The following is a 25,053-nucleotide window of genomic DNA, read 5'->3' as shown; positions in this document are numbered from 1 at the left end:
AAACGGTGGTCGGCAGGTCCTGATCCCGGAAGACTCGGTCATGTGTTCCTGACGATCTCCATGCGCGGCGACGCCGCCCACCCGGCCACCGACCTCGGCTACCTGCTGCACAAGCACCCGGACAAGGCGCAGAAGTTCTCCACGTCCTACGGCACGGCGCATGTCTTCTACCCCGAGGCGGGCGACCGGCGCTGCACGGCCGCGCTGCTGCTGGAGATCGACACGCTCGCCCTGGTCCGGCGGGGCAAGGGCAAGGGCCGCGGCGGAGCCCCCGACGCGGCGCTCGCGCAGTACGTCAACGACCGCCCCTACGCGGCCTCCTCGCTGCTCGCGGTCGCGCTGAGCGGCGTGTTCTCCAGCGCGATGAAGGGCACCTGCCACGCCAGGCCCGAACTCCCCGGCCGGACACGGCCGTTGCGTATCGAGGTGCCCGCGCTGCCCGCCCGCGGCGGCCCGGAGCTCGTACGGCGTCTGTTCGAGCCGCTGGGCTGGACGGTCACCGTCGAACCGGTCGCCCTGGACGAGGAGTTCCCCGAGTGGGGTGACTCGCGCTATGTGCGGCTCGTCCTGGAGTCCGAGGCGCTGACCCTCGCCGAGGCCCTGCGCCACCTGTACGTCCTGCTGCCGGTCCTCGACGACGCCAAGCACTACTGGGTCTCCTCCGACGAGGTCGACAAGCTGCTGCGGGCCGGCGAGGGCTGGCTGCCCGAGCACCCGGAGCAGAAGCTGATCACCAGCCGTTACCTCTCCCGCCGCTGGTCGCTGACCCGGCAGGCGATGGAGCGGCTGGAGCTGGTGCGGCTCGCGGAGGCCGACGACAGCGAGGTCGAGGAGATCGACAACGCCGTCGAGGAGGAGACCGGGACGGAGGAGAAGCCGACCCCGCTCGCCGTGCAGCGCAGGGAGGCGATCCTGGCCGCGCTGCGGGACAGCGGCGCCGGTCGCGTACTCGATCTCGGCTGCGGTCAGGGCGAGTTGGTGCGTGAGCTGCTGAAGGACGTGCGGTTCACCGAGATCGTCGGCGTCGACGTGTCGGTGCGCGCCCTGACCATCGCCTCCCGGCGGCTGAAGCTGGACCGCATGGGGGAGCGGCAGGCCTCGCGCGTCCAGCTCTTCCAGGGCTCGCTCGCCTACACCGACAAACGGCTCAAGGGCTACGACGCCGCCGTGCTGAGCGAGGTGATCGAGCACCTCGACCTGCCCCGGCTGCCCGCTCTGGAGTACGCCGTGTTCGGGCACGCCCGTCCGCGCACGGTCCTCGTGACCACCCCGAACGTCGAGTACAACGTCCGCTGGGAGACCCTGCCCGCCGGACACGCCCGGCACGGCGACCACCGCTTCGAGTGGACCCGGGAGGAGTTCCGCACCTGGGCGCGCACGGTGGCCGAACGGCACGGCTACGACGTGGAGTTCGTGCCGGTCGGACCGAACGACCCGGAGGTCGGTCCGCCCACCCAGATGGCCGCGTTCGTAAGGAACACAGCCGCGATCAAGACCGAGAAGGAGAAGGAGGCGAAGGCCGCATGACCGAGAACCGAACGGGACGGATCCTCCCCGTCACCGACCTCTCCCTGGTCGTCCTCGTCGGCGCCTCCGGATCCGGCAAGTCCACCTTCGCCCGCAGGCACTTCAAGCCGACCGAGGTGATCTCCTCGGACTTCTGCCGCGGTCTCGTCTCCGACGACGAGAACGACCAGAGCGCCACCCGGGACGCCTTCGACGTCCTGCACTACATCGCGGGCAAGCGGCTGGCCGCCGGCCGCCGCACCGTCGTGGACGCCACCAGCGTGCAGCAGGACGCCCGGCGCCAGCTGATCGAGCTGGCCAGGAAGTACGACGTGCTGCCCGTCGCCATCGTGCTGGACATGCCCGAGGAGGTGTGCGCCGAGCGCAACGCGGCCCGCACCGACCGCGCCGACATGCCCCGCCGGGTCATCCAGCGGCACATCCGCGAACTGCGCCGCTCGCTGCGGCACCTGGAGCGGGAGGGCTTCCGCAAGGTGCACGTGCTGCGCGGGGTCGAGGAGGCGGAGAGCGCCACCGTCGTCACCGAGAAGCGCTTCAACGACCTCACCCACCTCACCGGCCCCTTCGACATCATCGGCGACATCCACGGCTGCTCGGCCGAGCTGGAGTCGCTGCTCGCCAAGCTGGGCTATGTCGACGGCGTCCACCCGGAGGGCCGTACCGCCGTGTTCGTGGGCGACCTGGTCGACCGCGGCCCGGACACCCCGGGCGTGCTGCGCCGGGTGATGTCCATGGTCGAGACGGGCAACGCGCTGTGCGTGCCCGGCAACCACGAGAACAAGTACGGCCGCTACCTCAAGGGCCGCCAGGTCCAGCACACCCATGGGCTGGCCGAGACCATCGCGCAGATGGAGGGCGAGAGCGAGGAGTTCGAGAAGCGGGTGCGGACCTTCCTGGCGGGCCTGGTCAGCCACTACGTCCTCGACGGCGGCAAGCTGGTCGTCTGCCACGCCGGCCTGCCCGAGAAGTACCACGGCCGCACCTCCGGCCGGGTCCGCTCGCACGCCCTGTACGGCGACACCACCGGCGAGACCGACGAGTTCGGGCTGCCGGTGCGCTACCCGTGGGCGGAGGACTACCGGGGACGCGCGGCGGTGGTGTACGGGCACACGCCGGTCCCCGAGGCGACCTGGCTGAACAACACCATCTGCCTGGACACCGGCGCGGTCTTCGGCGGCAAGCTGACCGCGCTGCGCTGGCCGGAGCGCGAGCTGGTCGACGTACCGGCCGAGCGGGTCTGGTATGAGCCGGCGAAGCCGCTGCGCTCGGAGGCGCCCGGCGGACACGACGGCCGGCCGCTGGACCTGGCGGACGTCCACGGCCGCAGGGCGGTGGAGACGCGGCACGCCGGCATGGTCGCGGTCCGCGAGGAGAACGCGGCGGCGGCGCTGGAGGTCATGAGCCGCTTCGCGACCGACCCGCGCCTGCTGCCGTATCTGCCGCCGACCATGGCACCGACGGCGACTTCGCAGGCAGAGGGCTACCTGGAGCACCCGGTCGAGGCCTTCGCGCAGTACGCGGCGGACGGGGTCGAGCGGGTCGTGTGCGAGGAGAAGCACATGGGCTCGCGGGCCGTGGCCCTGGTGTGCCGGGACGCGGAGGCGGCACGCAAGCGCTTCGGCGCCGGGGGCACCTCCCGCCCGGGCGAAGCCGACAGCGGGGGAGGTCCGACGGGGTCCCTCTACACGCGTACCGGGCGGCCGTTCTTCGACGACGAGCAGGTGACCGAGGAGATCCTCGGCCGGCTGCGCGCGGCGATCGAGGCCGCCGGTCTCTGGGACGAACTGGACACCGACTGGCTGCTGCTGGACGCCGAGCTGATGCCGTGGTCGCTGAAGGCCGCGGGGCTGCTGCGCAGCCAGTACGCAGCCGTCGGCGCCGCGTCCGGCGCGGTGTTCCCGGGCGCGCTGGCCGCTCTGGAGGCCGCCTCGGCCCGGGGCGTCGACCTCACCGGCCTGCTGGACCGGCAGCGGGACCGCGCCGCCGACGCGGCCGCGTTCACCGCCGCCTACCGCCGCTACTGCTGGACCACGGACGGCCTGGACGGCGTACACCTGGCCCCCTTCCAGCTGCTGGCGGTCCAGGGCCGCAGCCTCGCCGCGCTGCCCCACGACGAGCAACTGGCTCTGATCGACCGCCTGGTGGAGCACGACGGCACCGGACTCCTGCGGACCACCCGGCGGCTGTACGTCGACACCGGCGACCCGGCGTCGGTTCTGGCGGGTGTCGACTGGTGGCTGGAGATGACCGGCCGCGGCGGCGAGGGCATGGTCGTCAAGCCGCTCGGCGCGCTGGTCCGCACCGCCGACGGCCGCCTGGTCCAGCCCGGCATCAAGTGCCGCGGCCGGGAGTACCTGCGGATCATCTACGGCCCCGAGTACACCCGGCCGGACAACCTCGCCAGGCTGCGGCAGCGGTTCCTGAACCACAAGCGGTCGCTCGCCCTGCGCGAGTACGCCCTCGGCCTGGAGGCCCTGGACCGGCTCGCGGAGGGGGAGCCGCTGTGGCGGGTGCACGAGGCGGTGTTCGGGGTGCTGGCCCTGGAGTCGGAGCCGGTGGACCCACGGCTGTGAGCGGGGTGACTCCGGGTACGGCATGCCGGAGCGATCGATACCGGCCAGGGGTGCCGGGTATGAGACAGCCCTGGCCGGGGCCGGTGATTCCGGTCCCACTGGTCCCTGGTTAACCGCAGGTAGCCGTGCTAACTTCGCTGGTCGGTCAGGCAGATGTACCGGCTCAGGGGGAAAGTCGGTGGAGACAGGAGCGGGATCCGGCGACCTCGAGGGCTGTGCCGGGCAGGGCAGGGGTTGGGAGCTGCTGTTACAGCTGACCGACGCGCTGTGTCTGCTGGGCTGCATGGAGGACGCGCCGGGGCGGGCCCAGTTCGCCGCGATGCTGGCGGACCAGTTGCAGCGGCCGGTGGATCTGCGGGGCGTCAAGCTGCGCGAGGACGTCGCGGCCCTGGTGCGCGCGGCGTTGAACGTGGCGGGCGGCGAGCGCGTACTCGTCGGTGTGGTCCGCATCCTCGAGGGGAGCCCCGCAGGTGACGAACTCGACCGTCTGATCGAACCGGTGGTCTTACCCGGGGCCGCCCCCGACATTCCGCCAGGCCCGCTGTCCCCGGCCGAGGAGGCCGAGGCGCGCGCCCTCCTCGCCCGGGGCGAGCTGCCGGCCCGCCGGCTGCGGGACGACCTCGTCGAGGAACTCAACGGTCTCGACCTGCCCGCCGGACTGTCCCCGGAGCAGCTCCTGGCACACGTGCTCGAATGGAACGCGCAGCCGGACGGACTGCCGCCCGCCGTCCTCCTCCTCGACCGGGCGTCCCGGCTCGCCCGCACCCGCTCCCACCGCATCGCCCTGTCGGACTGGGTCGACGACTGGGCCCAACGGGCCTGCCTGTCCGGCGAGTTGAAGGAGCGCCGCAGCGCCCGCCCCGACGCCCCGGCCGACCCCGAGGTCCCGCGTTGCCTGATCGTCGCCGTGGAACCGACCCGCGACGGCAGCGGTGAGGTCGTCGTACGGTCATGGCTCAACACCACGCAGGGCCGCTGGGATCCACAGCCGGGCGAACCGGCCACCACCACACTGGCAGGCCTGGGCACGGCCGTCGAGACCGCGCTGCGGCAGGGCGCCCGGCTCTGGTCGGTCTCGCGTGAGCCGGACGCGGGGGAGCGCCTCCTGCCTCCGCCGTACGTCGAGTTCGTCCTTCCGTACGATCTCCTCAACCACGATGTGGCGGGATTGACCTACCAGATCGGTGACGGGCGTCCCATGCCGCTCGGCCTGAAGTACGGGGTGCATCTGCGCAGCCTCGAACGGATGCGCACCGACGACGCGGTGGTTCTCCAGCAGTGGCGGGAGCGCTGGCTGGCACTGCGGCGGCACGGCGTGACCGTGCACGGCTGGAGCGAGCCGGACGGCGGTCGCCTCGACGCCTGGCAGGCCGCCCTCGCCGGGGAATCGCTGAGGACGGCTGTGGTGCTGGACGCGCCGGCCGACGTCCTGGCGATGGACGCCCTCAAGGCCGCGATCGCGGAGGGGATAGGCCTTGCCGTCTGGGACCGCAGGGGCGTGTTCGACGACGAGCGCAGAGAGGTGGTGACCGCGGTGTTCGCGTCCGTGCAGACGCCGGCGCAGATCCCGGTCGCGATCCACCGGCTGCGGCAGACCGCGGTGCTCCATGCCAAGGGGCCGGGACGCTTCCTCGGTCGACATATCGGTTTTCTCTGGGATGATCCCAATCGGGTCGTCGATCTTCACCCCGCTGACCCGGACCTCGCCAGCTAGGAGGCATCGGCATGAGCGCGCAGGAGCAGACGGTCGTGAACGGCTGGCGGGTGTTCCACGCCACCGGCCGGGCACCCGACGCCCCGCCGAGGCTGCCGGAGGCGCCACCCTGGCGGCGCTTCCGCGGCGGCCCGGCCCAGCCCGCCCCGCCGGACGACCAGGCGGCCGCGCTGCGCCGGCTCGGCCCGGGAGACGTCACCCCGCAACTCGGCGCGGACGACGTCGACACCGTCAACGCGGCCCTTCTGCTGCGCCGGCCCCTGCTGATCACCGGCCCTCCGGGCGTGGGCAAGTCCACGCTGGCCTATGTCATCGCGCGCGAACTCGGGCTCGGGCGGGTCCTGGAGTGGAACATCGTCAGCCGGACGACGCTGCGGGACGGCCTGTACGTCCATGACGCCATGGGCCGCGCCCAGGCCATCGCCGCCTGGCAGGCCGGACTGCGGGGCGGGACCCCGGACCGGGCGGGCGCGGGAGTCAATGTCAACGTCACGACTTCCTCGAGTGACGGTCAACTTCCCCCAGTTATCGGGGACTTCATCACCTTGGGTCCCCTGGGCACCGCTCTGCTGCCCTACGATCGTCCGCGTGTGCTTCTTGTCGACGAGCTCGACAAGAGCGACATCGACCTGCCCAACGACCTGTTGCACGTCCTGGAGAACGGAAGCTATGAGATCCCGGAACTGGTGCGTGACGCCGCGGACTCCGCGTGCGTCCACACCAGTGACCCCTCAGGCCGCGCCGAGCTGGCCGACGGGCGGGTCGAATGCCGGGAGTTCCCGGTCGTGGTGATCACCAGCAACGGGGAACGCGAGTTCCCGGCGGCGTTCCGCCGGAGGTGCCTGCCGCTGGAGATGCGCACCCCCACCCGGGAGCAGCTTCTGGCCATGGTCGAGGGGCACCTCGGTGCCCTCCCGCAGGGCGCCGAGGACCTGGCGGACCTGTTCGTGCAGCGGGTCCAGGCGGGCGGCACCCACTCGCTGGATCAGTTGCTCAACGCTGTCCAGATCACTACTGCGGGTGGTTTTCAGGTGGACGGCGACGGGCGTAAGCTTCTGGAAATGCTCCTCCGCGACCTCGCGAAGGGCCGCTGAATGACTCCCAGGGAGCACGCATCCGGGCTCGGCGACGAAGGTCCCGTTTCGGGGTCGTCGTCGCCCGCTTCGGCGATGCCGGAGGCAGGCGCGTACGCGCGTGAGCACGGTGCGGCGCTCCCTGGCGCCCCGGAGTCCGGCACCCGGGCGTCGGCCCGGTCCTACCCCTCGGCCGGGGCGGAAGGCCCGGAAGCCGAGGAGCGGTTCGCGCCGCATTGGCAGGAGATCGCCGACGCCGTGTGGCTCGCCGCCCACTGGAGCCGCGACGGTGGTCCCGCCGTGGCCGGGCAGGGGCAGACGGGGGAGCGTACCCGCCCGCTCCCGGACCGCAGGAGGGCACGCCCCGAGGCGCCCGCGGACCCGCCCGCCGTGGGCGACCCGGGCCCCGTGACGACGCCCGCCGTCGATGCCGGCATCCGGCCGGAGCCGATCCCGCCCCGCGATCCCGCCGTCCCCACCGCACCGGCGAGCCCCGGCGAACGCCTCGTACCGGCACAGTTGTTACCTCACCCCGAGGGCCCCTACAGCCTGCACGTCGGACGGCCCTTGCTGCCCCCCGAGGTACCCGCGCAGCCGGGACCCGGCCGGGCCACCGCCCTGCTCGCTCGCGCCCTGCACCGGCTGGCCCGGCGCATCCCCTCCCGCGACACCCTGGAACTGGACGAGGAGACCACCGCCGAACAGGGAGTCGTGGACGGCATGTGGATGCCCTTCCTCCGGCCCGCCCGCATCTCCGCCTTCGATCTGGTCCTCCTCACCGACGCGGCCCCCACCATGTGGATCTGGGAGGACACGGTCGCCCGGCTCGCCGAGGCCGCCGAGCACAGCGGCGCCTTCCGGGCCGTACGCACGGTGCGGGTGCAGGTGCCGCGCACCGGCTCCGCCACCCTGCGCTGGCCCACCGGGCGGACCGCCGCCGACCCCGGCGAACTGCTCGACGGGCGCGGCGGCCGGGTGTTCCTCGTCGTCACCGACGGACTCGCCCACGGCTGGGCCGCCCCCGCCGCCGACGACCTGCTCGGCCGCCTCGCCCACGCCGGACCCACCGCGCTGGTCCACCTGCTGCCGCCGCACCTGCGTCACCGCTCCTCGCTCTACCCGTACCCGGCGGCCCTGGAGGCCGGCGGCTTCGGCGCCCCGAACCAGAGCCTCGGGCACTGGGCACCGCCCGGCGGACCCGACCCGCTGCGGCCGCTGCCGGAGGCGGGCGACGGCTCCGTGCCGGTGCCCGTGCTGTCCCTCAAGCCGGGCTCCCTGGCCGCCTGGGCCGACCTGGTCACCGGTGAGCGCGGGGTACGCCGCTCCCTGCCCGTCGTCCTGGCCGGCACCCTCACCAAGGGCGCGCCCGCGCCCGGCCTGCGCGCCCCGCGCTTCCCGCGCGCCGCTCCCGCCGCCGTACGCCGCTTCTTCACCCTCGCCACTCCGGCCGCCCGCCGACTGGCGACCCAACTGGCCGCTGTCCCCTTCGAGTTCGACCTGGTGGAGCAGTTGCGGCGGCGCACCATGCCGGAGACCGGGCCCGGGCATCTCGCCGAGATCCTGATGGGCGGGCTGATCGACTGGAACAGCGGCGGCGAGGGACGCCCGGAGTTCGCCGACGGGGTCCGCGAGGCGCTGCTCGCCACCACGACGCGCAGCCAACTCGCCCGCACCGTCAGCGTGGTGGGCGACCTGCCCGCCGCCGGCGCGCGGGGCGTCGCACTGCGTGCCGCCCTGCGCGACCCGATCGGGACCACCCTGCCCGACCCCGCCGAGCTCGGCTGGGCGCGCAGCGAGCTGGCTGTGATGCGCGCCCTGTCGGGGCCGTACTCCGAACGCGCCAAACGCATCGAACCGAATCTCGCCACGCGAACGACCGATGCCGCCGAGCGGGTGAAACGCGCGGGCGGCGCGGGATCATCCGGCGGCGGAGAAGGCAGTGTTCCAGCGTCGAGCGTCCCCGAGGAGCCTGGAGAACCCGTGCTGGTAACCGACGCCACCCAACCCGAAGCCCCGGAGGCTGAGCCGCTCATGACGAGCACCACGACCGCAACGCCGGCCCTACTGGTGAACGTGCCCCTCAGGAACACGTCGTTCGTCGGCCGCCAGGCGCTGCTCAGGGCCGTGGAGGAGCAGCTCGCATCCCAGGACACCGCGGCCGTACTGCCGAACGCGCTGCACGGGCTCGGCGGTGTCGGCAAGTCCCAGCTGGCACTGGAGTACGTCTACACCCACCAGCACGACTACCGGGTGATCTGCTGGATCCCGGCCGAGCGGGAGAGCCTCGTCCTGACCGCGCTCGCGACCCTGGCGGCCCATCTGGGCGTCGCCCCGACGGCGCAGGACAGCGCGGGTGCCCCCGCCGCGAACACCGCCGTGCCCGCCGTCCTGGAGGCGCTGCGCACCGGGGCGCCGTACGACAACTGGCTGCTGGTCTTCGACAACGCCGAGGACATCGAAGCGGTGCGCCAGTACTTCCCGACCAACGGTCCGGGCAAGGTCATCATCACCTCCCGGAACCGCGCCTGGGAGCGCGTGGCGACCTCCCTGCCGGTGAACGTCTTCGAGCGCGAGGAGTCCGTCGAGCTGCTCCAGAAGCGCTCGCCCGACCTGAGCACCGAGGACGCCGGCCGCCTCGCCGAGGCACTGGGCGACCTGCCGCTCGCCGTCGAGCAGGCGGGCGCCTGGCGGGCCGTCACGGGCATGCAGGTCGCCGAGTACCTCGACCTGCTCACCCAGCGCAGCCCGGAGATCCTCGAACTCGACCCGTCCCCGGACTACCCGGTCTCCGTCGCGGCGGCCTGGGACATCTCCCTGGAGCGGATCCTCGAGAACAACCCGGGTGCCCGGCAACTCCTCGACATCTGCGCCAGCATGGCCCCCGAGCCCATCCCGCGGTCCATGCTGCGTGGCAGCCGTGGCGTGAACATCACGCCCGAGGTCGACCCGCTGCTGCGCGAGTCGATCAAACTCAACCGCGCCATCCGCGACCTGAACCAGTTCTCGCTGGTCAAGGTGGACCCCCGGTCCGACACCCTGCAGATGCACCGCCTGCTGCAGACCGTGCTCCTCGCCAAGCTGGGGCCGGAGGAGCGGGAGCGCATGCGGGACGCCGCCCACCAGCTGCTGTCGGCCGCCAAGCCGGGTCCGCCGGGGTCCTCCCTGGAGTGGCGCGCGTACCAGGCGCTGTTGCCCCATGTCCTCACCTCGCAGGCGGTGACCAGCGCCGACACCTATGTGCGCGACCTGGTCTTCGACACCGTGTGGTTCCTCTACTACTGGGGCGACCACGTAGGCGCGGCGAACCTCGGCCGTCAGGCCTGGAACGCGTGGCTCGCGGCCTCCGGCGAGGAGAACATCCATGTCATCCGCATGACGAAGAGCTTCGGGTTCCTGCTGCGCCAGATCGGCCAGGTTCCCGAGTCCATCCCGCTCACCGAGCGGGCGCTGGAGACCTCCCGCCGCATCGAGGTCGAGCCGGAGGAGATGATCGACTCCCTGTGCGAGATGGCCGACGCGTACGGGTACCAGGGCCGGTTCCGGGAGGCACGGGACCTGACCAAGGAGGCCAGGGACCTGGCGCGGTCCCTGTTCGGCCCCGACGACCCGCTCACGATGCGTGCCACGCATGCCTACGGCGTCGACCTGCGGCTGTGCGGGAACTTCCGGGAGGCCCTGCCGCTGGACCAGGAGAACGCCCGGCAGCGTGACCTCTTGCTGGGTCCGGCGAGCTTCTTCACCCTCAACACCCTCAACGCCCTGTCCATCGACATGCGGGAGTCCGGCGACTACCCCGGCGCCCGCGAATTCCAGGAGGACGTGCACCGCCGCGCGCGGAGCACCATGGGCGAGGAACACCCGCTCACCCTGCGCATCGCCCGCAACCTCGCGGTGTGCCGGCGCCGGGACGGGGCGCTCGAGGACGCCCGCAGCCTCTGCGAGGACACGCTGCGGCGGTTCAACCACCGCTACGGCCCGGACCACTTCGACTCGCTCGCGACCGCGACGAACCTGTCCGTGGACCAGCGCCTGGCCGGAGACCTCGAGGCCTCCCGCGACCTGGCCCAGGAGACCGTGCGGCGCCTCGAACAGCGGCTCGGGGAGGACCACGCGTACACCCTGCTGGCCAAGGCCAATCTGGCCGCCACCCTGCGGGCGCTCGGAGCCCTCGACAGCGCGCAGGAGCTGGAGGACGACGCCGCCCGTCGGCTGGCCGACACGGTCGGCTCGGAGCACGTCACGTCGCTGAGCGTCGCGATCGGCCAGGCCAACACGGCGTCGGCGCGCCTGGACTTCGAGCGGGCGCGCGAGATCGACGAGGCCAACCTGCCGCGGCTCGTCGAGATCGCGGGTGAGAAGCATCCACTGACCCTGTCCTGCACCGCGAACCTCTCCCTCGACCTGCGCGGCCTGGGTCGCGGGGAGGAGGCGGACGAGCTCCAGCGCACGGCGGTGGAGGGCTTCGCCGGGGTGGTCCGTGGCGACCACCCCTGGTTCAACGCGGCCCGGACGCGCCGCCGCATCGAGTGCGACATGGCGCCCATGCCGCTGTAGGCCGACCGGAGCCGGGCCTGCGTCGTGCGCAGGCCCGGCCGGGGGCGGGATCCCGTCCGGGTCAGCTCATGTCGGCCGCGGGGGCGGTCGGCGCGCCGTCCTGCGGGTGCCGGAGCGACGGTTCGGGGGGCGGTACCGGACGGCCGTGCCTGCCCCGGTCGGCCCGGCTGCGGACCAGGATGAGCAGCGGCTGGGTGAAGAGCGTCGTGGCCAGGGCCATGAAGACCAGGACCGTGTAGAGAGGCCTGCTCAGCAGGTTCGCCTGGTAGCCCGCGTTGAGGGCGATCAGTTCGGTGAGGCCGCGCGTGCTCATCAGGACGCCGACGGTCCACGCGTCTGCACGGTCCAGCCCGCTCAACCGGGCCGCCGCCGTGCCGCTGCCGATCTTCGTCGTGGCCGCCAGCAGCGTCACCACCACCAGGACGGCCCACCCTGTGCCGTCCATGCTGCCCAGGGCGACGGCCTTGCCCGAGACGACGAAGAAGAACGGCACGAGGAGATAGCTGACGGTGTGCAGCGCGCGCATCAGGTCCGGATCGAGGGTGCCGTCCTCCTCGCGGGGCACCACCGCACCCGCGAGCAGCGCGCCGAAGATCACATGCAGTCCGAGCGCATGTGTCACCGCGGCCGACGCGAGGGCGAAGCCGGTCAGCAGCGCCAGCCGCAGCGAGGGCTCCATGCTGGTGCGCCACAGCAGCCTGCGCAGCACCGGCCGGGCCGCCACGAGCATCAGCGTGATGAAGCCGGCCCCGAGTAACGCCCGCCACCCCCAGCTCAGCGTCTGCCCTGCGCGGTCGCCGCCCAGCAGAGCGCCGGCCAGCACGGTCCACCCGAGCACGTCGAGCAGCCCGGCCGCCGAGACGGCCACCACCCCGGGCACCGTGTGGGACATGTCGTTCTCCCGCACTATGGCCGTCAGCACCGGTACCGCCGTGATCGACAGGGCGACCCCGGCGAACACGACCTGGGCCGGTGTCGGATCCGGCATACCCAGACCGCGCAGCTGGTCCTGGAAGAGCAGGGCACAGCCGCTCCCCGCCGCCATCGGCACCACGAACGCGGCCACGGCGACGGTCACCGCCGAACGCGCGCGGTCGCCGAGGACCTTCAGATCCAGCTCGTAGCCCACCGCGAAGAGGAACAGCACCAGGGCGAGCTGTGCGAAGCCGGTCAGCGCTGTGTCGATCTCCTTCGGAAACAAGAAGGCGTGCCCGTCCGGCCACACGCTGCCGAGGAGTGAGGGCCCGAGAGCGATGCCCGCGGTCAGCTGGCCCACGATGTACGGCTGCTTCAGCCGCTGCGCCGCCCAGCCCGCCGCATGGGCGACCACGAGGATGAGGGCTGTGGCAAGCAGGATGTGCATGACCGACTCGTCAGGGCTCACGCTGTCCCCCTTGTGTCCAGGTGCAGAGGCCGTCCGTCCGGCCGGTTGTGGGTGTCACAGCTCTCGCAAGTTTGCTCGATCCCAACTTCCATATGATACTGGTAAGTTGACGCCAGGACGGGAGTCGTACACGGCGCTCCACAGGTGTCACGGGGGGCACATGACAGCGGTCGTCTTCATTCATGGGACGGGTGTTCGCGAACCTGACTTCTCTGCGCTGGCCGCGCGCGTAGCGGCCGGGCTGACCGCACTGCGTGGGGGACTTCGCATCGTGCCCTACTACTGGGGAGGCACGCACGGCGCCACGCTCGCGGCCGCCGGTGCGAGCCTGCCGCCGGAGGCGGGCACCACGCGTGGACTCAACGAGACACCCGCCGCTGTGGACACCGGCGACGACTCGACCGCGGCCTGGGCCGCGCTCTACGCCGACCCCTACGCCGAACTCGCCCTCGCGGCAGCCGGAGCGGAGCCGAAGGGCGAACGTCCGCCCGGCTCCGTACCGCCTCAGCAACAGCTCCAGGCGCACCTGGCCGCGCTCGCCGCACTCGGCGACACACCCGCCGCCGAACTGGGCCCGGGGCTCGCCCGCGCCGCCACCGACCTGGCCGCCCACCCGCTGCTCGCGCCCGCGGCCGAGGCCCTCGCCCCGGCAGAGCTGGCGACGCTCGCCGCCCGCAGCCTGGTCGCCCGGATCATCGCCGACGCCCTCGACGCCGACGTCCCGCTCGTCCCGGTCGGCGGCACACGCGACGCCGCCGTCGACCGGCTCGCCGAGGCCCTGGGCGCGCCACCCCGGGGCACGGAACGCGGAATGCGCTCCCTGCTGCTGCGGGTCGCCGGTTCGGCCGCCTCCCGTGCGGTGGTACGCCGCCGGCGCGCCCTCACCGAGGCCGCCCACCCCGCCGCCGGGGACGTCCTGCGCTACCTCAGCCGCGGCGCGGGCGTCCGGGCCGGCCTGCGCACCCTCGTCGCGGGCCTGGAGCCGCCCGTCGCGCTCGTCGGACACAGCCTGGGCGGCATCATCGCCCTGGACACGCTGATCTCCGACCCCCTGCCCCAGGTCCGGCTCCTGGTGACGGCCGGCTCCCAGGGGCCGTTCCTGTACGAGTCGGGCTCCCTTCCCTGCCTCGAACACCCCGCGCCCCTGCCGCCCCACTTCCCCGACTGGCTGAATCTGTACGATCCCCGCGACCTGCTCGGCTATCTCGGCGCGGGTCTGTTTCCGGGCCGCGTGACCGACATCGCCGTCGACAGCCGCCAGCCGTTCCCGGCCGCGCACAGCGCCTACTGGACCAACCCCGAGGTGTACCGGCACATCGCGGACCGCCTGCCGTGAGCGCCGCTTCGCCCTCCCGCGTCGATCCGTCCCGTGTGCACGCCCTGATCGTCGGCGTCGAGGCCTACGACGCCGGTCCCGCCTGGGACCTGCCGGGACCGGCCCGGGACGCCGTGCGCTTCCACCGCCTGCTGCGCACCGCCGGAGTGCCCGAGCACCAACTGCGGCTGCATCTGGCCCCGTTGCCGCCCCACGTCCCGGAACTGCCGTACGCGGCGGCCGACCACGCCACCCTGCGCCGCGTGCTGGTCCGCGAACTGGCGTTGGCTCAGGGCGACATCCTGTGGGTGTGGTGGGGCGGGCACGGCGTCCTCGACAGGTCCGGGCGGCTCCGGCTGTTCTGCGCGGACGCGACCACCGCCGACAAGCTGGGCATCGACCTCGATTCGGCGCTCGAGAGGTACGCCGGGGACGCCGTGCCGGGCCTGGCCCGGCAGATGTGGGTCGTGGACGCCTGCGAGACCTTCGAGGAGGACCTCGCCTTCCGCGAGCAACTGCCGCCCGACGCGCTGCCCGTGGGCGGGCGCAACCTCGTCCACCACCAGACCCTGCTGCGCGCGGCGGGCCGCGGCCGGGCCGCCGCCAACGACCCCGTGCGTGGCACGGGCCTCTTCTCCGACGTCCTGCTCGGCCTGCTGGCCGATCGGGCCGCCGTACTGCCCGCGCCACCCGATCCGGAAGAACTGTTTCCCGCCGTCCGGGCACGCATCGGGGCCCTCAGGGAAGCGGGCCGTACTCTGCAGTATCCCGAGATCCGTCTGCAGAGCCCCGAGCGCACCGAGACACTGCCCCCCTCCGCACCGCCCTCGGCGGCACGTCCGGCCTCGCCGTTGCTGCGGGCCGTCGACGCCCTGATGGCCTATCCGCTGATGGCCGACCCCGCCGAACGGCAGGCGGTGGTCGCCGCGTTGGACCCGTCCCACACCGCGACGCTCCCTCGTCACACCAAGGCCCGTACGGACGCCACCCATCTGCTCAACCACCTTGCCAAGCGCCCTGCCGAGGCCCTGTGGTCGCTGTACGACGCGGTGGTGTCTGTCGACGACGATCCCGGGCGCGGGGCCGAACTGGAGGCGGCACTGGGGGAGTTCGGGGAATGGTTCAGGCGCCCGCGTGACCGAAGGTGATCAGGTGGCGTGATCGTATGGTTTTCGACGGGGGTAGTAATGGCCATGATGGAAAGGGACACGGGGAACTGCGTGCCACCGTTTTTTCGTGAAGGGGGGAGCACCTTGGACCAGCCGCCTGCTCGGCTGCACGCCGAAGCCGCCGTCCGTGAGCCGGTCGCCGTCGCGGGGACCGACTTCTGGGAGGCGGATCTGGCCGACCTCACGGGGCTGCCCCTGGCCGCGGTGGACGACCTCGCCCCGCTGCACCCGGCCGGCCGCCTTCTGACGGAAGTCCTGCGTGCCCGCAACAGCATGAGAGGCGGAGGCGAAGGTACCGCCCGGGCGGAATAGCCGTACCGCCCGAGCGGCCGAACCCTCGCCCGGTCCCCGTCTGCCCGCGGGGGCCCACGTGCGCCCCTTCCGCGCTACCGGAGGTCCCCGTCCATGCCCAGTGAGCCGCGCACCGACCCCTTCCGCATGCCCGAGCGCCTCTTCGCGGAACTGGCCGCGGGCGGGGGCTCGGCGGAGGCCCTCGCCTTTCTCGACCGCGGCGAGCGGACGCGCCGGCTGCTGCTCCTGCGGACGCTGCTGGACCACCTCGACCGGCTGCCCACGCCACTGACCCCGGCCGCCGAGGCCTGGCGCGTCCTCAAGGATGCCGCCGAGCAGGCGCCCGGCCCGGTCGAGCGGCTGCTGCTCGCCCCGGCGACCGGCGGCTGGCTCGCCCACATGCTGCGCCGGGTGCACGGCACGGCGCCGGGCCCTGCGCTGTGGGTGGAGGCCGGTCACCTGTGCGCCCTGGCGGTGACGGCGTCCCTGCGCGCGGGGACGGAGGCCGAGCTCCGGATCCCGCTCACCGACGGCGCCCTGTCCCTCCCCGGCCTCGGTCAGGCCCGGCTGCCGCAGGCGGCCCCGGGCCGGACGGTCGGCGTGGCCGCCACCAGCCGGGGCATCCTCACCCTCACCGGCCCCGGACGGCACTCCGTGCCGACGGCCCTGACCTGCCGTCCGGCCACGGCACCGCTGCCCAGCCGCAGGACCGCCCGGGTGCCGGTGCCCGGGGACGACAGGGCCGAAGGCCCCGGCAGACGCGGCAGGGCGGAGGACACCCGGAGCCCCGCGACCTGGCACCCGCTGCGCACCCTCACCCACATCGGCCGGGCCGGGGTCACCGCGATTCCCCTCGACGACCTCGACCCGTACCGCGACCTCGACGACCCGGTCCCGCCCGCCCGGCTCGACGCCGACGAGGCGGACGAGTGGCAGCGGCTGTTCGACGACGCCGTCGGCATTCTCGGGACACCCGGCGGAACCGGGCCGGGCCGTGTGGACCCCGCCGCGATTCGGGCCGTCGTCCCCTTCGGCCGCACCGGCGTCCTGCCACCGGCACCGCCCGCGGTTCCCCTGTCCGGCTCGAGCGGCGACTCCTACGGAGCCATGGTGATCGCCCGCCCCGCCTCCGCGCTGGCCCTCGCCGAGACCCTCGTCCACGAGTTCCAGCACAGCAAACTCGCCGCTCTCCTCCACCTCTTCCCGCTGCTCGACGACGACCGGGAGGAGCGCTACTACGCCCCCTGGCGTGCCGACCCGCGCCATCTCACCGGACTCCTGCACGGCGCCTACGCGTTCACCGGCGTCGCCGGCTTCTGGCGGGACCGGCTGGCCGGGCCGGAGCCGCCCGAGGAGGCCGCCTACCACTTCGCCCTGCGCCGCCTCCAGTGCCGCCTCGTCGTACGCACCCTGCTGACCTGCGGCCGGCTGACCGCCCAGGGCACGGCCCTGGTGGCGGGGCTCGCCCGCACGCTGGACGGCTGGCTGCGCGAGCCGGTACCCGAGCCGGCCCTGACCCGTGCCCGTACGGCCGCCGTCCTGCACCGCACGGAGTGGCGGCTGCGCAACATCGACCCGTCCGGGGAGCCCCTCGGGGACGCTCCTCGGTTCCGCCCCGACCGGACCCTGTGGCCGGACGTCCGCACCCAGGCCTTCGCCATCCGCCCCACCACCCCTCGTACGGCCGACGAGCACCTCGCCGCGGGCCGCCCGGCCGTCGCGCTGGCCCGCTACGAGGACGCCCTCGCCGACGACCCGGCCGAGCCGCACGCCCTGGCCGGATGGATCGTCGCCCGCGCGACCCTCGAACCGGGCCGGTCGGGCCGCCGCATGCTGGCCCGGCCGGAACTGCTGCGACCACCGGGGTGGTGACTGCCGTGAGGCCGCGGCGGCGGTGCGTCAGCCGACCAGCCGCAGCCGGTCCGCGCACACCCGCACGTCCACCGACTGCCCCCAGGTGAGCTGGAGCGCGTCGGTCTCGATGCCGTCGCCGAAGGCGATGAGGCGGTCGGACTCCACGGTGACCGTCAGCGACGCCGAGGCCCCGAGCTCGCCCGCCACCAGGCTCGTACCGGTGGCCGGTGACGGCCAGGCCTCGCGGACGAACCACACCAGCCGGTCCTCGGTGGGGGAGGGCAGCGGGATCCGGCTGCCCCGCTCCTGCCACACGGAGCGGAGCCAGCCGGTCGCGCCGGTGCCGGTCCCCACCAGCACCCCGGAGGAGGCCTGGGCCTCGACGACACCCCCGTCGTCCTCGAGGCCCAGGCGGTACCGGGCGGTCTGATGACCCGGGGTGCCCAGGTAGATCTCGTTGAGTGCCAGCAGCCGCTGGGAATCGTCGGCTACGGCCTCGACCATGGTGAGTTCGTCCACCGCGGTGTGGTCGGTGGCGGCCAGCAGCTTCGTCGCGTCGGCCGGGCGGTGCCGTACCAGCACACCCGGATTGCGGCCCGGGTCGGTGTCGATGCCGACGACCGGCTGGCCGACGAGGTACTTGGCGACATTCGCCACCAGCCCGTCCTGCCCGATGACCACCACCACGTCCTCGGGCGCGAACAGGAACCGGTCCAGGTCGCCCCGTTCCACCTGTGCCTGCCGCCAGGTCAGCGGCACCGCCGCGGTCACCTCGGCCAGGGCGCGGCGGGCGCGCCGGTGGCGTTCGGCGACCTCCTCGATGTCCCGGCCGCGGGAGGCGAGGAAGAACGCGGCCTGGCCGTGCGTGCCGTGCCGGGCCACCAACTCCTCGTACTCCGTGGTGCGATGGACCAGCACGGCCCGCGGGGCGAGGCTCATGCGGCGCACTCCGCGGGACAGCCGGGCGCGCACGACGCCGTGCCCCGGTCCGCCTCCGGCGGCCTGTGCGCCCTCACGCCCGCTCCTGGGAGCCCAGCCGCGCCAGCAGGCCCGTCAGCACGTCCGGGGAGATGGTCACGCTGTCGATGTTCGGCAGGTTCTCCGCCAGCCGCGTCCCAGTGAGGGCGTGCAGCGTCGCCACGTCCACGTCGGCGTGCACCCGCAGCCAGGCCGCCTGGGCCTGCGCCCGCGCCTCACCGACCTCGCGGGCCCCCTCGGCCTCCGCGCGGGCGAGCCGTACCGACCGCTGCGCCTCCGCCTCCGCCAGCCTCACCGTCCGGGCCGCCTCCGCCTCCGCCCGTACCGCGTCCGCCGCCGCGTGCTCCTCGGCCTCGCGGCGGGCGTTGGTGCCGCGCTGCTCCACCAACTGCTCTTCGCGACGGGCGAGTTCGATCTGGCTGGCCAGTTCGTTCTCGGCGATGGCCCGCTCCCGCTCGACGGCCACGGCCCGCCGCTCGTAGGTGGCCCGGTCGGCCTCCTGCTGGATCTGTTCCCGCGCGGGGGTGCGCAGGGCCCGCTCCACCTCCGGCTCCGGGCGCAGCGCCACCACACGCACGGCGACCACCTCGATGCCGGTCGCCGGGAGGCGCGGTTCCTCGCCCAGCCCCGCCGCGACCCGTTCCCGTACCGCCGCCACGCCGTCGACCAGTGCCGACGACAGCGACGTACGGGCCAGCACGTCCAGGGCGTGCTGCTGGGCCGTCTCCGTCAGCAGCGTCCCCAGCTGCTCCAGGGGCGAACCGCGCCACACGCCGGTGTCCGGGTCGATGGAGAAGTCCAGGCGCGCGGCGGCCACGGCCGGGTCGGCGATGCGATAGGTGACCGTGGCCTGGACGGACACGTCCTGGAAGTCGGAGGTCCGGGCGTGGAAGGTCATCGCCAGTTCGCGGTCGTCGACCGGCACCTCGGACAGCGCGGCGGTCAGCGGCCGGAACCAGAAGCTGAGCCCGGGACCGTCGTGCACCAGTGTGCCCGAGCGGTGGTGCCGGATGTGCGCGGTCGGTGTGCCGCGCAGATGGCGCAGGCCCAGGCGCCGGGTGATGTCGGCCATGGCTCCCCCTCGTTGTTTTCGGCCCCCGTTTTTCGTCATGACGACGATAAGCGGAGGGGCTGCTTCTCGTCAATAGGACGAAAACAGGAAGGGCCGGAAACGGTCGACAAGGGCGTGAAGGCGGGCGGAGACGGCCAGGATGGAGGCATGGCATACCACGTCGACTCCGAGGCCGGGCGGCTGCGCCGCGTGATCCTGCACCGGCCCGATCTGGAGCTCAAAAGGCTCACCCCCAGCAACAAGGACGCCCTGCTCTTCGACGACGTGCTGTGGGTGCGCCGGGCGCGCGCCGAGCACGACGGGTTCGCCGACGTCCTGCGGGACCGCGGGGTCGCCGTCCACCTCTTCGGCGACCTGCTCACCGAGACCCTGGAGATCCCCGAGGCCCGCACCCTCGTCCTCGACCGGGTCTTCCACGAGAAGGAGTACGGCCCTCTCGCCACCGACCACCTGCGCGCCGCCTTCGAGTCCCTGCCCGCACCCCAGCTGGCCGAGGCGCTCGTGGGCGGCATGACCAAGCGGGAGTTCCTGCAGGCGCACCCCGAGCCGACCTCCGTCCGCTTCCATGTCATGGACCTCGACGACTTCCTCCTCGGCCCCCTCCCCAACCACCTCTTCACCCGCGACACCTCCGCCTGGGTCTACGACGGGGTCGCCATCAACGCCATGCGGCTGCCCGCGCGGCAACGCGAGACCGTCCACTTCGAGGCGATCTACCGCCATCACCCGCTGTTCCGCGACGAGATCTTCCACGTCTGGTCCCAGGGGCAGGCCGACCATCCCTCCACCATCGAGGGCGGCGACGTCCTGGTGATCGGCAACGGCGCCGTGCTGGTCGGCATGAGCGAGCGCACCACCCCGCAGGCCGTGGAGATGCTGGCGTACAAGCTGTTCGCGGCCGGCTCCGCGCGCACCATCGTCGCGCTCGACATGCCCAAGCGGCGCGCCTTCATGCACCTCGACACCGTGATGACCATGGTCGACGGCGACACCTTCACGCAGTACGCGGGCCTCGGCATGCTGCGCTCGTACACCATCGAGCCGGGGGTCACCGAGAAGGAGCTGAAGGTCACCGACCATCCGCCGGAGCACATGCACCGCGCCATCGCCGCCGCCCTCGGCCTCGGCGAGATCCGGGTGCTGACCGCCACCCAGGACGTGCACGCCGCCGAGCGCGAGCAGTGGGACGACGGCTGCAACGTCCTCGCCGTCGAGCCCGGGGTCGTCGTCGCCTACGAGCGCAACTCCACCACCAACACGCATCTGCGCAAGCAGGGCATCGAGGTGATCGAGATCCCGGGCAGCGAGCTGGGCCGGGGCCGGGGCGGCCCGAGGTGCATGAGCTGTCCCGTGGAGCGAGACGCCGTATAAAAATGTGAAAGGTCGTATAGACTTCCAGAGTCCTGTAGTCGTAGTACATCTGGAGCGCCCCCCATGGCGACAGTCCCGACCGCCCTCGCCGGCCGCCACTTCCTCAAGGAGCTGGACTTCACCGAGGACGAGTTCCGCGGTCTGGTCGAGCTGGCGGCCGAGTTGAAGGCGGCCAAGAAGGCGGGGGCCGAGACGCAGTACCTGCGCGGCCGGAACATCGCGCTGATCTTCGAGAAGACCTCGACGCGCACCCGCTGCGCGTTCGAGGTCGCCGCCGCCGACCAGGGCGCCCACACGACGTACCTGGATCCGTCCGGCTCGCAGATCGGCCACAAGGAGTCCGTGAAGGACACCGCGCGGGTGCTGGGCCGGATGTACGACGGCATCGAGTACCGGGGGGACAGCCAGGCCAAGGTCGAGGAGCTGGCCGCGTACGCCGGCGTGCCCGTCTACAACGGCCTCACCGACGACTGGCACCCCACCCAGATGCTCGCCGACGTGCTCACCATGACCGAGCACAGCGACAGGCCGCTGACGGAGACCGCCTTCGCCTATCTCGGCGACGCCCGCTTCAACATGGGCAACTCCTACCTGGTCACCGGCGCCCTGCTCGGCATGGACGTGCGGATCGTCGCCCCGAGGCCCTACTGGCCCGCCGAGGACGTCGTCACCCACGCCCGCAAGCTCGCCGAGGCGAGCGGCGCCCGGATCACCCTCACCGAGGACGTCCGGGAGGGCGTCTCGGGGGCGGACTTCGTCGCCACCGACGTCTGGGTCTCCATGGGCGAGCCGAAGGAGGTCTGGGCGGAGCGGATCGCCGCGCTCACGCCGTACGCCGTGACCATGGACGTCCTGCGCGCCACCGGCAACCCGGACGTGAAGTTCCTGCACTGTCTGCCGGCCTTCCACGACCTCGGCACCACGGTGGGCGGCGAGATCCATGAGACCTACGGCCTGGACTCGCTGGAGGTCACGGACGAGGTGTTCGAGTCCGCGCACTCGGTCGTCTTCGACGAGGCCGAGAACCGGCTGCACACCATCAAGGCGGTGCTGGTCGCCACACTCGCCCGCTGACCCTGGTCCACCTTCCCGACCGGCCCTTATCCTGACCGACGGCCCTGAACCACCCCTTCCGGGCCGTCGCCGCGACTGTGACCCGGTCGCCCGCACCACCAGAAACGAGCACCACCCGCAATGCCCGCTCCCCGCATCAAGTCCCCGCACCTGCTCGTCGCCGAATCCGGCGCCGACCGCGAGGGCCACGGCCTCAAGCGCACGATGGGCCTCTTCCAGCTCATCTGCTTCGGCGTCGGCGCCATCGTCGGCACCGGCATCTTCGTCGGCCTCTCCGACTCCGTCGCCCAGGCCGGCCCTGCCGTCGTCGTCTCCTTCGTCCTCGCCGCGATCACCTGCGTGTTCACCGCCTTCTCCTTCGCGGAGCTGGGCGGCGCGATCCCGGTCTCCGGCTCCTCGTACTCCTTCGCCTACGCCGGCCTCGGCGAGTCCACCGCCTTCCTGGTCGGCTGGTGCCTGCTGCTGGAGTACGGCATCTCCATCTCGGCCGTCGCCGTCGGCTGGAGCCAGTACGTCAACGAGCTGCTGCACAGCCTCACCGGCGTCCAGCTCCCGGCCGCCCTGTCCGCGGGCCCGGGCGACGGCGGGATCATCAACCTCCCGGCCGTGATCGTCATCGCCCTGGCCTCCGTGCTGCTGGTGCGCGGGGTGCGCGAGAGCGCCCGGGCGACGGCCGCCATGGCCGCGGTCAAGCTCGTCATCCTGCTGGCCTTCTGTGCCATCGGCTACAGTGCCTTCAAGCACGGCAACCTCACCCCGTTCTCGCCGGCCGGTCTCGGCGGCATCGGCGCGGGCACCACGGCCGCGTTCTTCTCCTACATCGGCTTCGACGCGATCACGACCGCGGGCGAGGAGGCGAAGAACCCGCGCCGGGACATCCCGGTCGCGATCATGGTCTGCATGGGCCTGGTCACCCTCCTCTACTGCGCGGTCGCGGTCGCCGCGATCGGCGCCATCGGCGGCAGGCAGGTCGCCGACCGTCCCGCCGCGCTGTCGTACGTCGTCAACGAGGTCACCGGCTCGGCCGTCGGCGGCGGAGTGATCGCCTTCGGCGCGGTCGTCGCCATCGCCTCGGTCGTCCTCGCGGTGATGTACGGCCAGACGCGCATCCTGATGTCGATGTCCCGCGACGGCCTGATCCCGCGCGTCTTCGAGAAGGTCAACCCGAAGACCTCCACCCCGGTGGCCGGCACGCTGATCGTCGCCGTCGTCTTCGCGCTCCCGGCGGCCTTCGCCTCCCTCGACGCCGTGATGAACCTGTGCACCATCGGCACCCTGGCGATCATGGCCGTCGTCAACATCGTGGTGATCGCCCTGCGGCGCCGCGAGCCGGGCCTCAGCCGCAGCTTCCGGGTGCCGCTCTACCCGGTGGGCCCGCTGCTCGGCGTCGCCTTCTGCCTGTACCTCATGTACGAGACCGGCTGGCGGACCTGGATCCAGTTCGCCGTGTTCCTCGCGGTGGGCCTGGCGATCTACGCCGGCTACGGCCGCCGGCACTCCACGCTGGCTCAGGCGGCCCCCGAGGTCACGCCGAGCGCCGCCGCTGAGCGGGAACCGCAGGCAGTCTGAACCACACCGCCTTGCCCGACGGGGTGGGGCGGTGACCGCAGGACGAGCTGAGGGTGCGGATCAGCAGCAGCCCGCGCCCGCCCTCCTGCCAGACGTCGGGCTCCTCGATCACCGGCGCGGTCAGCCGACCCGGCGGCGCCGGGTCGGGGTCGTGCACCTCGACCTGGCAGCCGCTCGGCAACAGCTCCACCACCAGCTCTATCGGGCCGCGCCCGGCGGTGTGCTCCACCGCGTTGGCCACCAGCTCCGCCGTGAGCAGCTCCGCGGTGTCGCTGTCGGCCGGGTGCTCCACCTCGGCGAGGGCCGTGCGCACCAGAGCACGGGCCACGGGCACCGCCGCGGCGGTGTGCGGCAGCGCGATGCGCCAGAAGGCCGGTTCGGTGGGGCGTTCGTGCAAGGCGAGTCCGTTCATGGAGCAGGCTGTCCTGCTTTCGACTGTAGGAATGGTACGGGCCCGGCCGACGACACCGTCGGCGGGCTTCGCCCGGAACCTCCGGCCCCGGTAACGAGCGGCCTACCCCGGCCGGCGGCCCGCCTCGCCCGCCCGGGCCCACTGTTACGGCGCTGTCGACGACCCGTGACGGACGTGACCGGACTCGGCCGATCGGCCGCCGTCTGTCGCGCACTCGTGACGACAGTCACAAACAGGTGATAACTTCGGAGGACTGCGCAACGTACGGCACCGCCGCCCTAGGAGGCCGCACGTCATGAGTCCCTTCACCGGCTCCGCCGCCCGCACCTCCGACTGGGAGCATCTGCGGGTCCAGCTCGCCGACGGGGTCGCCACCGTCACCCTCGCCCGTCCCGAGAAGCTCAACGCGCTCACCTTCGGTGCCTACGCCGACCTGCGCGACCTGCTGGCCGAGCTGTCCCGGGAGCGCGCCGTACGCGCCCTGGTGCTGGCCGGCGAGGGACGGGGCTTCTGCTCCGGCGGCGACGTCGACGAGATCATCGGCGCCACCCTCGGCATGGACACCGCCCGGCTGCTCGACTTCAACCGGATGACCGGGCAGGTCGTACGGGCGATCCGGGAGTGCCCGTTCCCCGTGATCGCCGCGGTGCACGGCGTGGCGGCGGGCGCAGGAGCGGTCCTGGCGCTGGCGGCCGACTTCCGCGTGGCGGACCCCACCGCCCGCTTCGCCTTCCTCTTCACCCGCGTCGGCCTGTCCGGCGGTGACATGGGCGCGGCCTACCTGCTGCCCCGCGTCGTCGGCCTCGGCCACGCCACCCGCCTGCTCATGCTGGGCGAACCGGTCCGCGCCCCCGAGGCCGAGCGCATCGGCCTGATCAGCGAGCTGACGGAGGACGGCCGGGCCGACGAGGCGGCTCAGGCGCTGGCCCGCCGCCTGGCCGACGGCCCGGCCCTGGCGTACGCGCAGACGAAGGCCCTGCTCACGGCCGAGCTGGACATGCCCCTGGCGGCCTCGGTCGAGCTGGACGCCTCGACCCAGGCCCTGCTGATGCACGGCGAGGACTACGCGGAGTTCCACGCGGCCTTCACGGAGAAGCGCGCGCCGAAGTGGCGGGGAAGGTGA

The 25,053-nt window shown here is 72.9% G+C and carries 17 protein-coding genes; 13 read left to right on the top strand and 4 right to left on the bottom strand.

Annotated features, from left to right (window positions below; all coding sequences use genetic code 11):
- The first annotated feature begins 42 nt into the window (after positions 1–42).
- The 5 genes from ACWDEN_RS23295 to fxsT all read left to right on the top strand — a co-directional run bounded on the left by ACWDEN_RS23295 (position 43) and on the right by fxsT (position 11,441).
- A complete protein-coding gene (locus ACWDEN_RS23295; protein WP_450860031.1) occupies positions 43–1,527 on the top strand; it encodes a 3' terminal RNA ribose 2'-O-methyltransferase Hen1 in 1,485 nt (494 codons plus the stop codon).
- Entirely contained in the window at positions 1,524–4,100 is a 2,577-nt protein-coding gene (locus tag ACWDEN_RS23290) for a polynucleotide kinase-phosphatase (RefSeq protein WP_450860030.1), read from the top strand. The genes ACWDEN_RS23295 and ACWDEN_RS23290 overlap by 4 nt, the downstream gene beginning before the upstream one ends.
- A gap of 178 nt (positions 4,101–4,278) precedes the next feature.
- Complete coding sequence (locus ACWDEN_RS23285; RefSeq protein WP_450860029.1) at positions 4,279–5,814, top strand: VMAP-C domain-containing protein; 1,536 nt, start codon at positions 4,279–4,281, stop codon at positions 5,812–5,814.
- 11 nt (positions 5,815–5,825) lie between these two features.
- Positions 5,826–6,908 (top strand): AAA family ATPase, encoded by a 1,083-nt coding sequence (locus ACWDEN_RS23280; RefSeq protein ID WP_351618857.1) that lies wholly within the window; start codon positions 5,826–5,828, stop codon positions 6,906–6,908.
- Positions 6,909–6,983: 75 nt separating this feature from the next.
- Positions 6,984–11,441, top strand: a complete 4,458-nt coding sequence (gene fxsT / locus ACWDEN_RS23275; protein WP_450860028.1) for an FxSxx-COOH system tetratricopeptide repeat protein — start codon at positions 6,984–6,986, stop codon at positions 11,439–11,441.
- A gap of 61 nt (positions 11,442–11,502) precedes the next feature.
- Here fxsT and ACWDEN_RS23270 read toward each other — a convergent pair whose 3' ends face one another.
- Positions 11,503–12,825: a cation:proton antiporter gene (locus ACWDEN_RS23270; protein WP_351618863.1), complete on the bottom strand. Its 1,323-nt coding sequence runs from the start codon at positions 12,823–12,825 to the stop codon at positions 11,503–11,505.
- 271 nt (positions 12,826–13,096) lie between these two features.
- On the opposite strand from ACWDEN_RS23270, the gene ACWDEN_RS23265 reads away from it, so the two are divergent.
- From ACWDEN_RS23265 to ACWDEN_RS23250, 4 genes are all read left to right on the top strand, one after another.
- Positions 13,097–14,161, top strand: a complete 1,065-nt coding sequence (locus tag ACWDEN_RS23265; protein WP_450860027.1) for a hypothetical protein — start codon at positions 13,097–13,099, stop codon at positions 14,159–14,161.
- The gene (locus ACWDEN_RS23260; RefSeq protein ID WP_450860026.1) at positions 14,158–15,288 is read left to right on the top strand and encodes an effector-associated domain 2-containing protein; all 1,131 of its coding nucleotides are present in this window, start codon (positions 14,158–14,160) and stop codon (positions 15,286–15,288) included. Before ACWDEN_RS23265 ends, ACWDEN_RS23260 begins: the two co-directional genes overlap by 4 nt.
- A gap of 105 nt (positions 15,289–15,393) precedes the next feature.
- Complete coding sequence (locus ACWDEN_RS23255; RefSeq protein ID WP_351612507.1) at positions 15,394–15,621, top strand: hypothetical protein; 228 nt, start codon at positions 15,394–15,396, stop codon at positions 15,619–15,621.
- Positions 15,622–15,714: 93 nt separating this feature from the next.
- The gene (locus ACWDEN_RS23250; protein WP_450860025.1) at positions 15,715–17,472 is read left to right on the top strand and encodes an HEXXH motif domain-containing protein; all 1,758 of its coding nucleotides are present in this window, start codon (positions 15,715–15,717) and stop codon (positions 17,470–17,472) included.
- A gap of 27 nt (positions 17,473–17,499) precedes the next feature.
- Here ACWDEN_RS23250 and ACWDEN_RS23245 read toward each other — a convergent pair whose 3' ends face one another.
- Together ACWDEN_RS23245 and ACWDEN_RS23240 are read right to left on the bottom strand one after the other, a co-directional pair.
- Positions 17,500–18,393, bottom strand: a complete 894-nt coding sequence (locus ACWDEN_RS23245) for a diacylglycerol kinase catalytic domain-containing protein (protein ID WP_351612511.1) — start codon at positions 18,391–18,393, stop codon at positions 17,500–17,502.
- A gap of 73 nt (positions 18,394–18,466) precedes the next feature.
- Positions 18,467–19,504, bottom strand: coding sequence for an SPFH domain-containing protein (locus ACWDEN_RS23240; protein ID WP_351612514.1), 1,038 nt, complete (start codon positions 19,502–19,504; stop codon positions 18,467–18,469).
- 147 nt (positions 19,505–19,651) lie between these two features.
- On the opposite strand from ACWDEN_RS23240, the gene ACWDEN_RS23235 reads away from it, so the two are divergent.
- The 3 genes from ACWDEN_RS23235 (at position 19,652) to ACWDEN_RS23225 (ending at position 23,518) form a co-directional block, all read left to right on the top strand.
- The gene (locus ACWDEN_RS23235) at positions 19,652–20,875 is read left to right on the top strand and encodes an arginine deiminase (protein ID WP_351612517.1); all 1,224 of its coding nucleotides are present in this window, start codon (positions 19,652–19,654) and stop codon (positions 20,873–20,875) included.
- A 63-nt stretch (positions 20,876–20,938) separates the two neighbouring features.
- A complete protein-coding gene (argF, locus tag ACWDEN_RS23230) occupies positions 20,939–21,949 on the top strand; it encodes an ornithine carbamoyltransferase (protein ID WP_450860024.1) in 1,011 nt (336 codons plus the stop codon).
- Between the two features lie 120 nt (positions 21,950–22,069).
- On the top strand, positions 22,070–23,518 hold the full coding sequence (locus tag ACWDEN_RS23225) for an amino acid permease (RefSeq protein ID WP_450860023.1): 1,449 nt from the start codon (positions 22,070–22,072) through the stop codon (positions 23,516–23,518).
- Here the strand turns inward: ACWDEN_RS23225 and ACWDEN_RS23220 are convergent.
- The gene (locus tag ACWDEN_RS23220) at positions 23,475–23,930 is read right to left on the bottom strand and encodes an ATP-binding protein (protein WP_351612525.1); all 456 of its coding nucleotides are present in this window, start codon (positions 23,928–23,930) and stop codon (positions 23,475–23,477) included. The genes ACWDEN_RS23225 and ACWDEN_RS23220 overlap by 44 nt on opposite strands.
- Positions 23,931–24,225: 295 nt before the next feature.
- On the opposite strand from ACWDEN_RS23220, the gene ACWDEN_RS23215 reads away from it, so the two are divergent.
- A complete protein-coding gene (locus tag ACWDEN_RS23215; RefSeq protein WP_450860022.1) occupies positions 24,226–25,053 on the top strand; it encodes an enoyl-CoA hydratase family protein in 828 nt (275 codons plus the stop codon).

The organism is Streptomyces sp. NPDC001153 (assembly GCF_053598315.1).
Note: the sequence above shows the minus strand (reverse complement) of the source record. Positions and strands in the feature narration are given on the sequence as shown.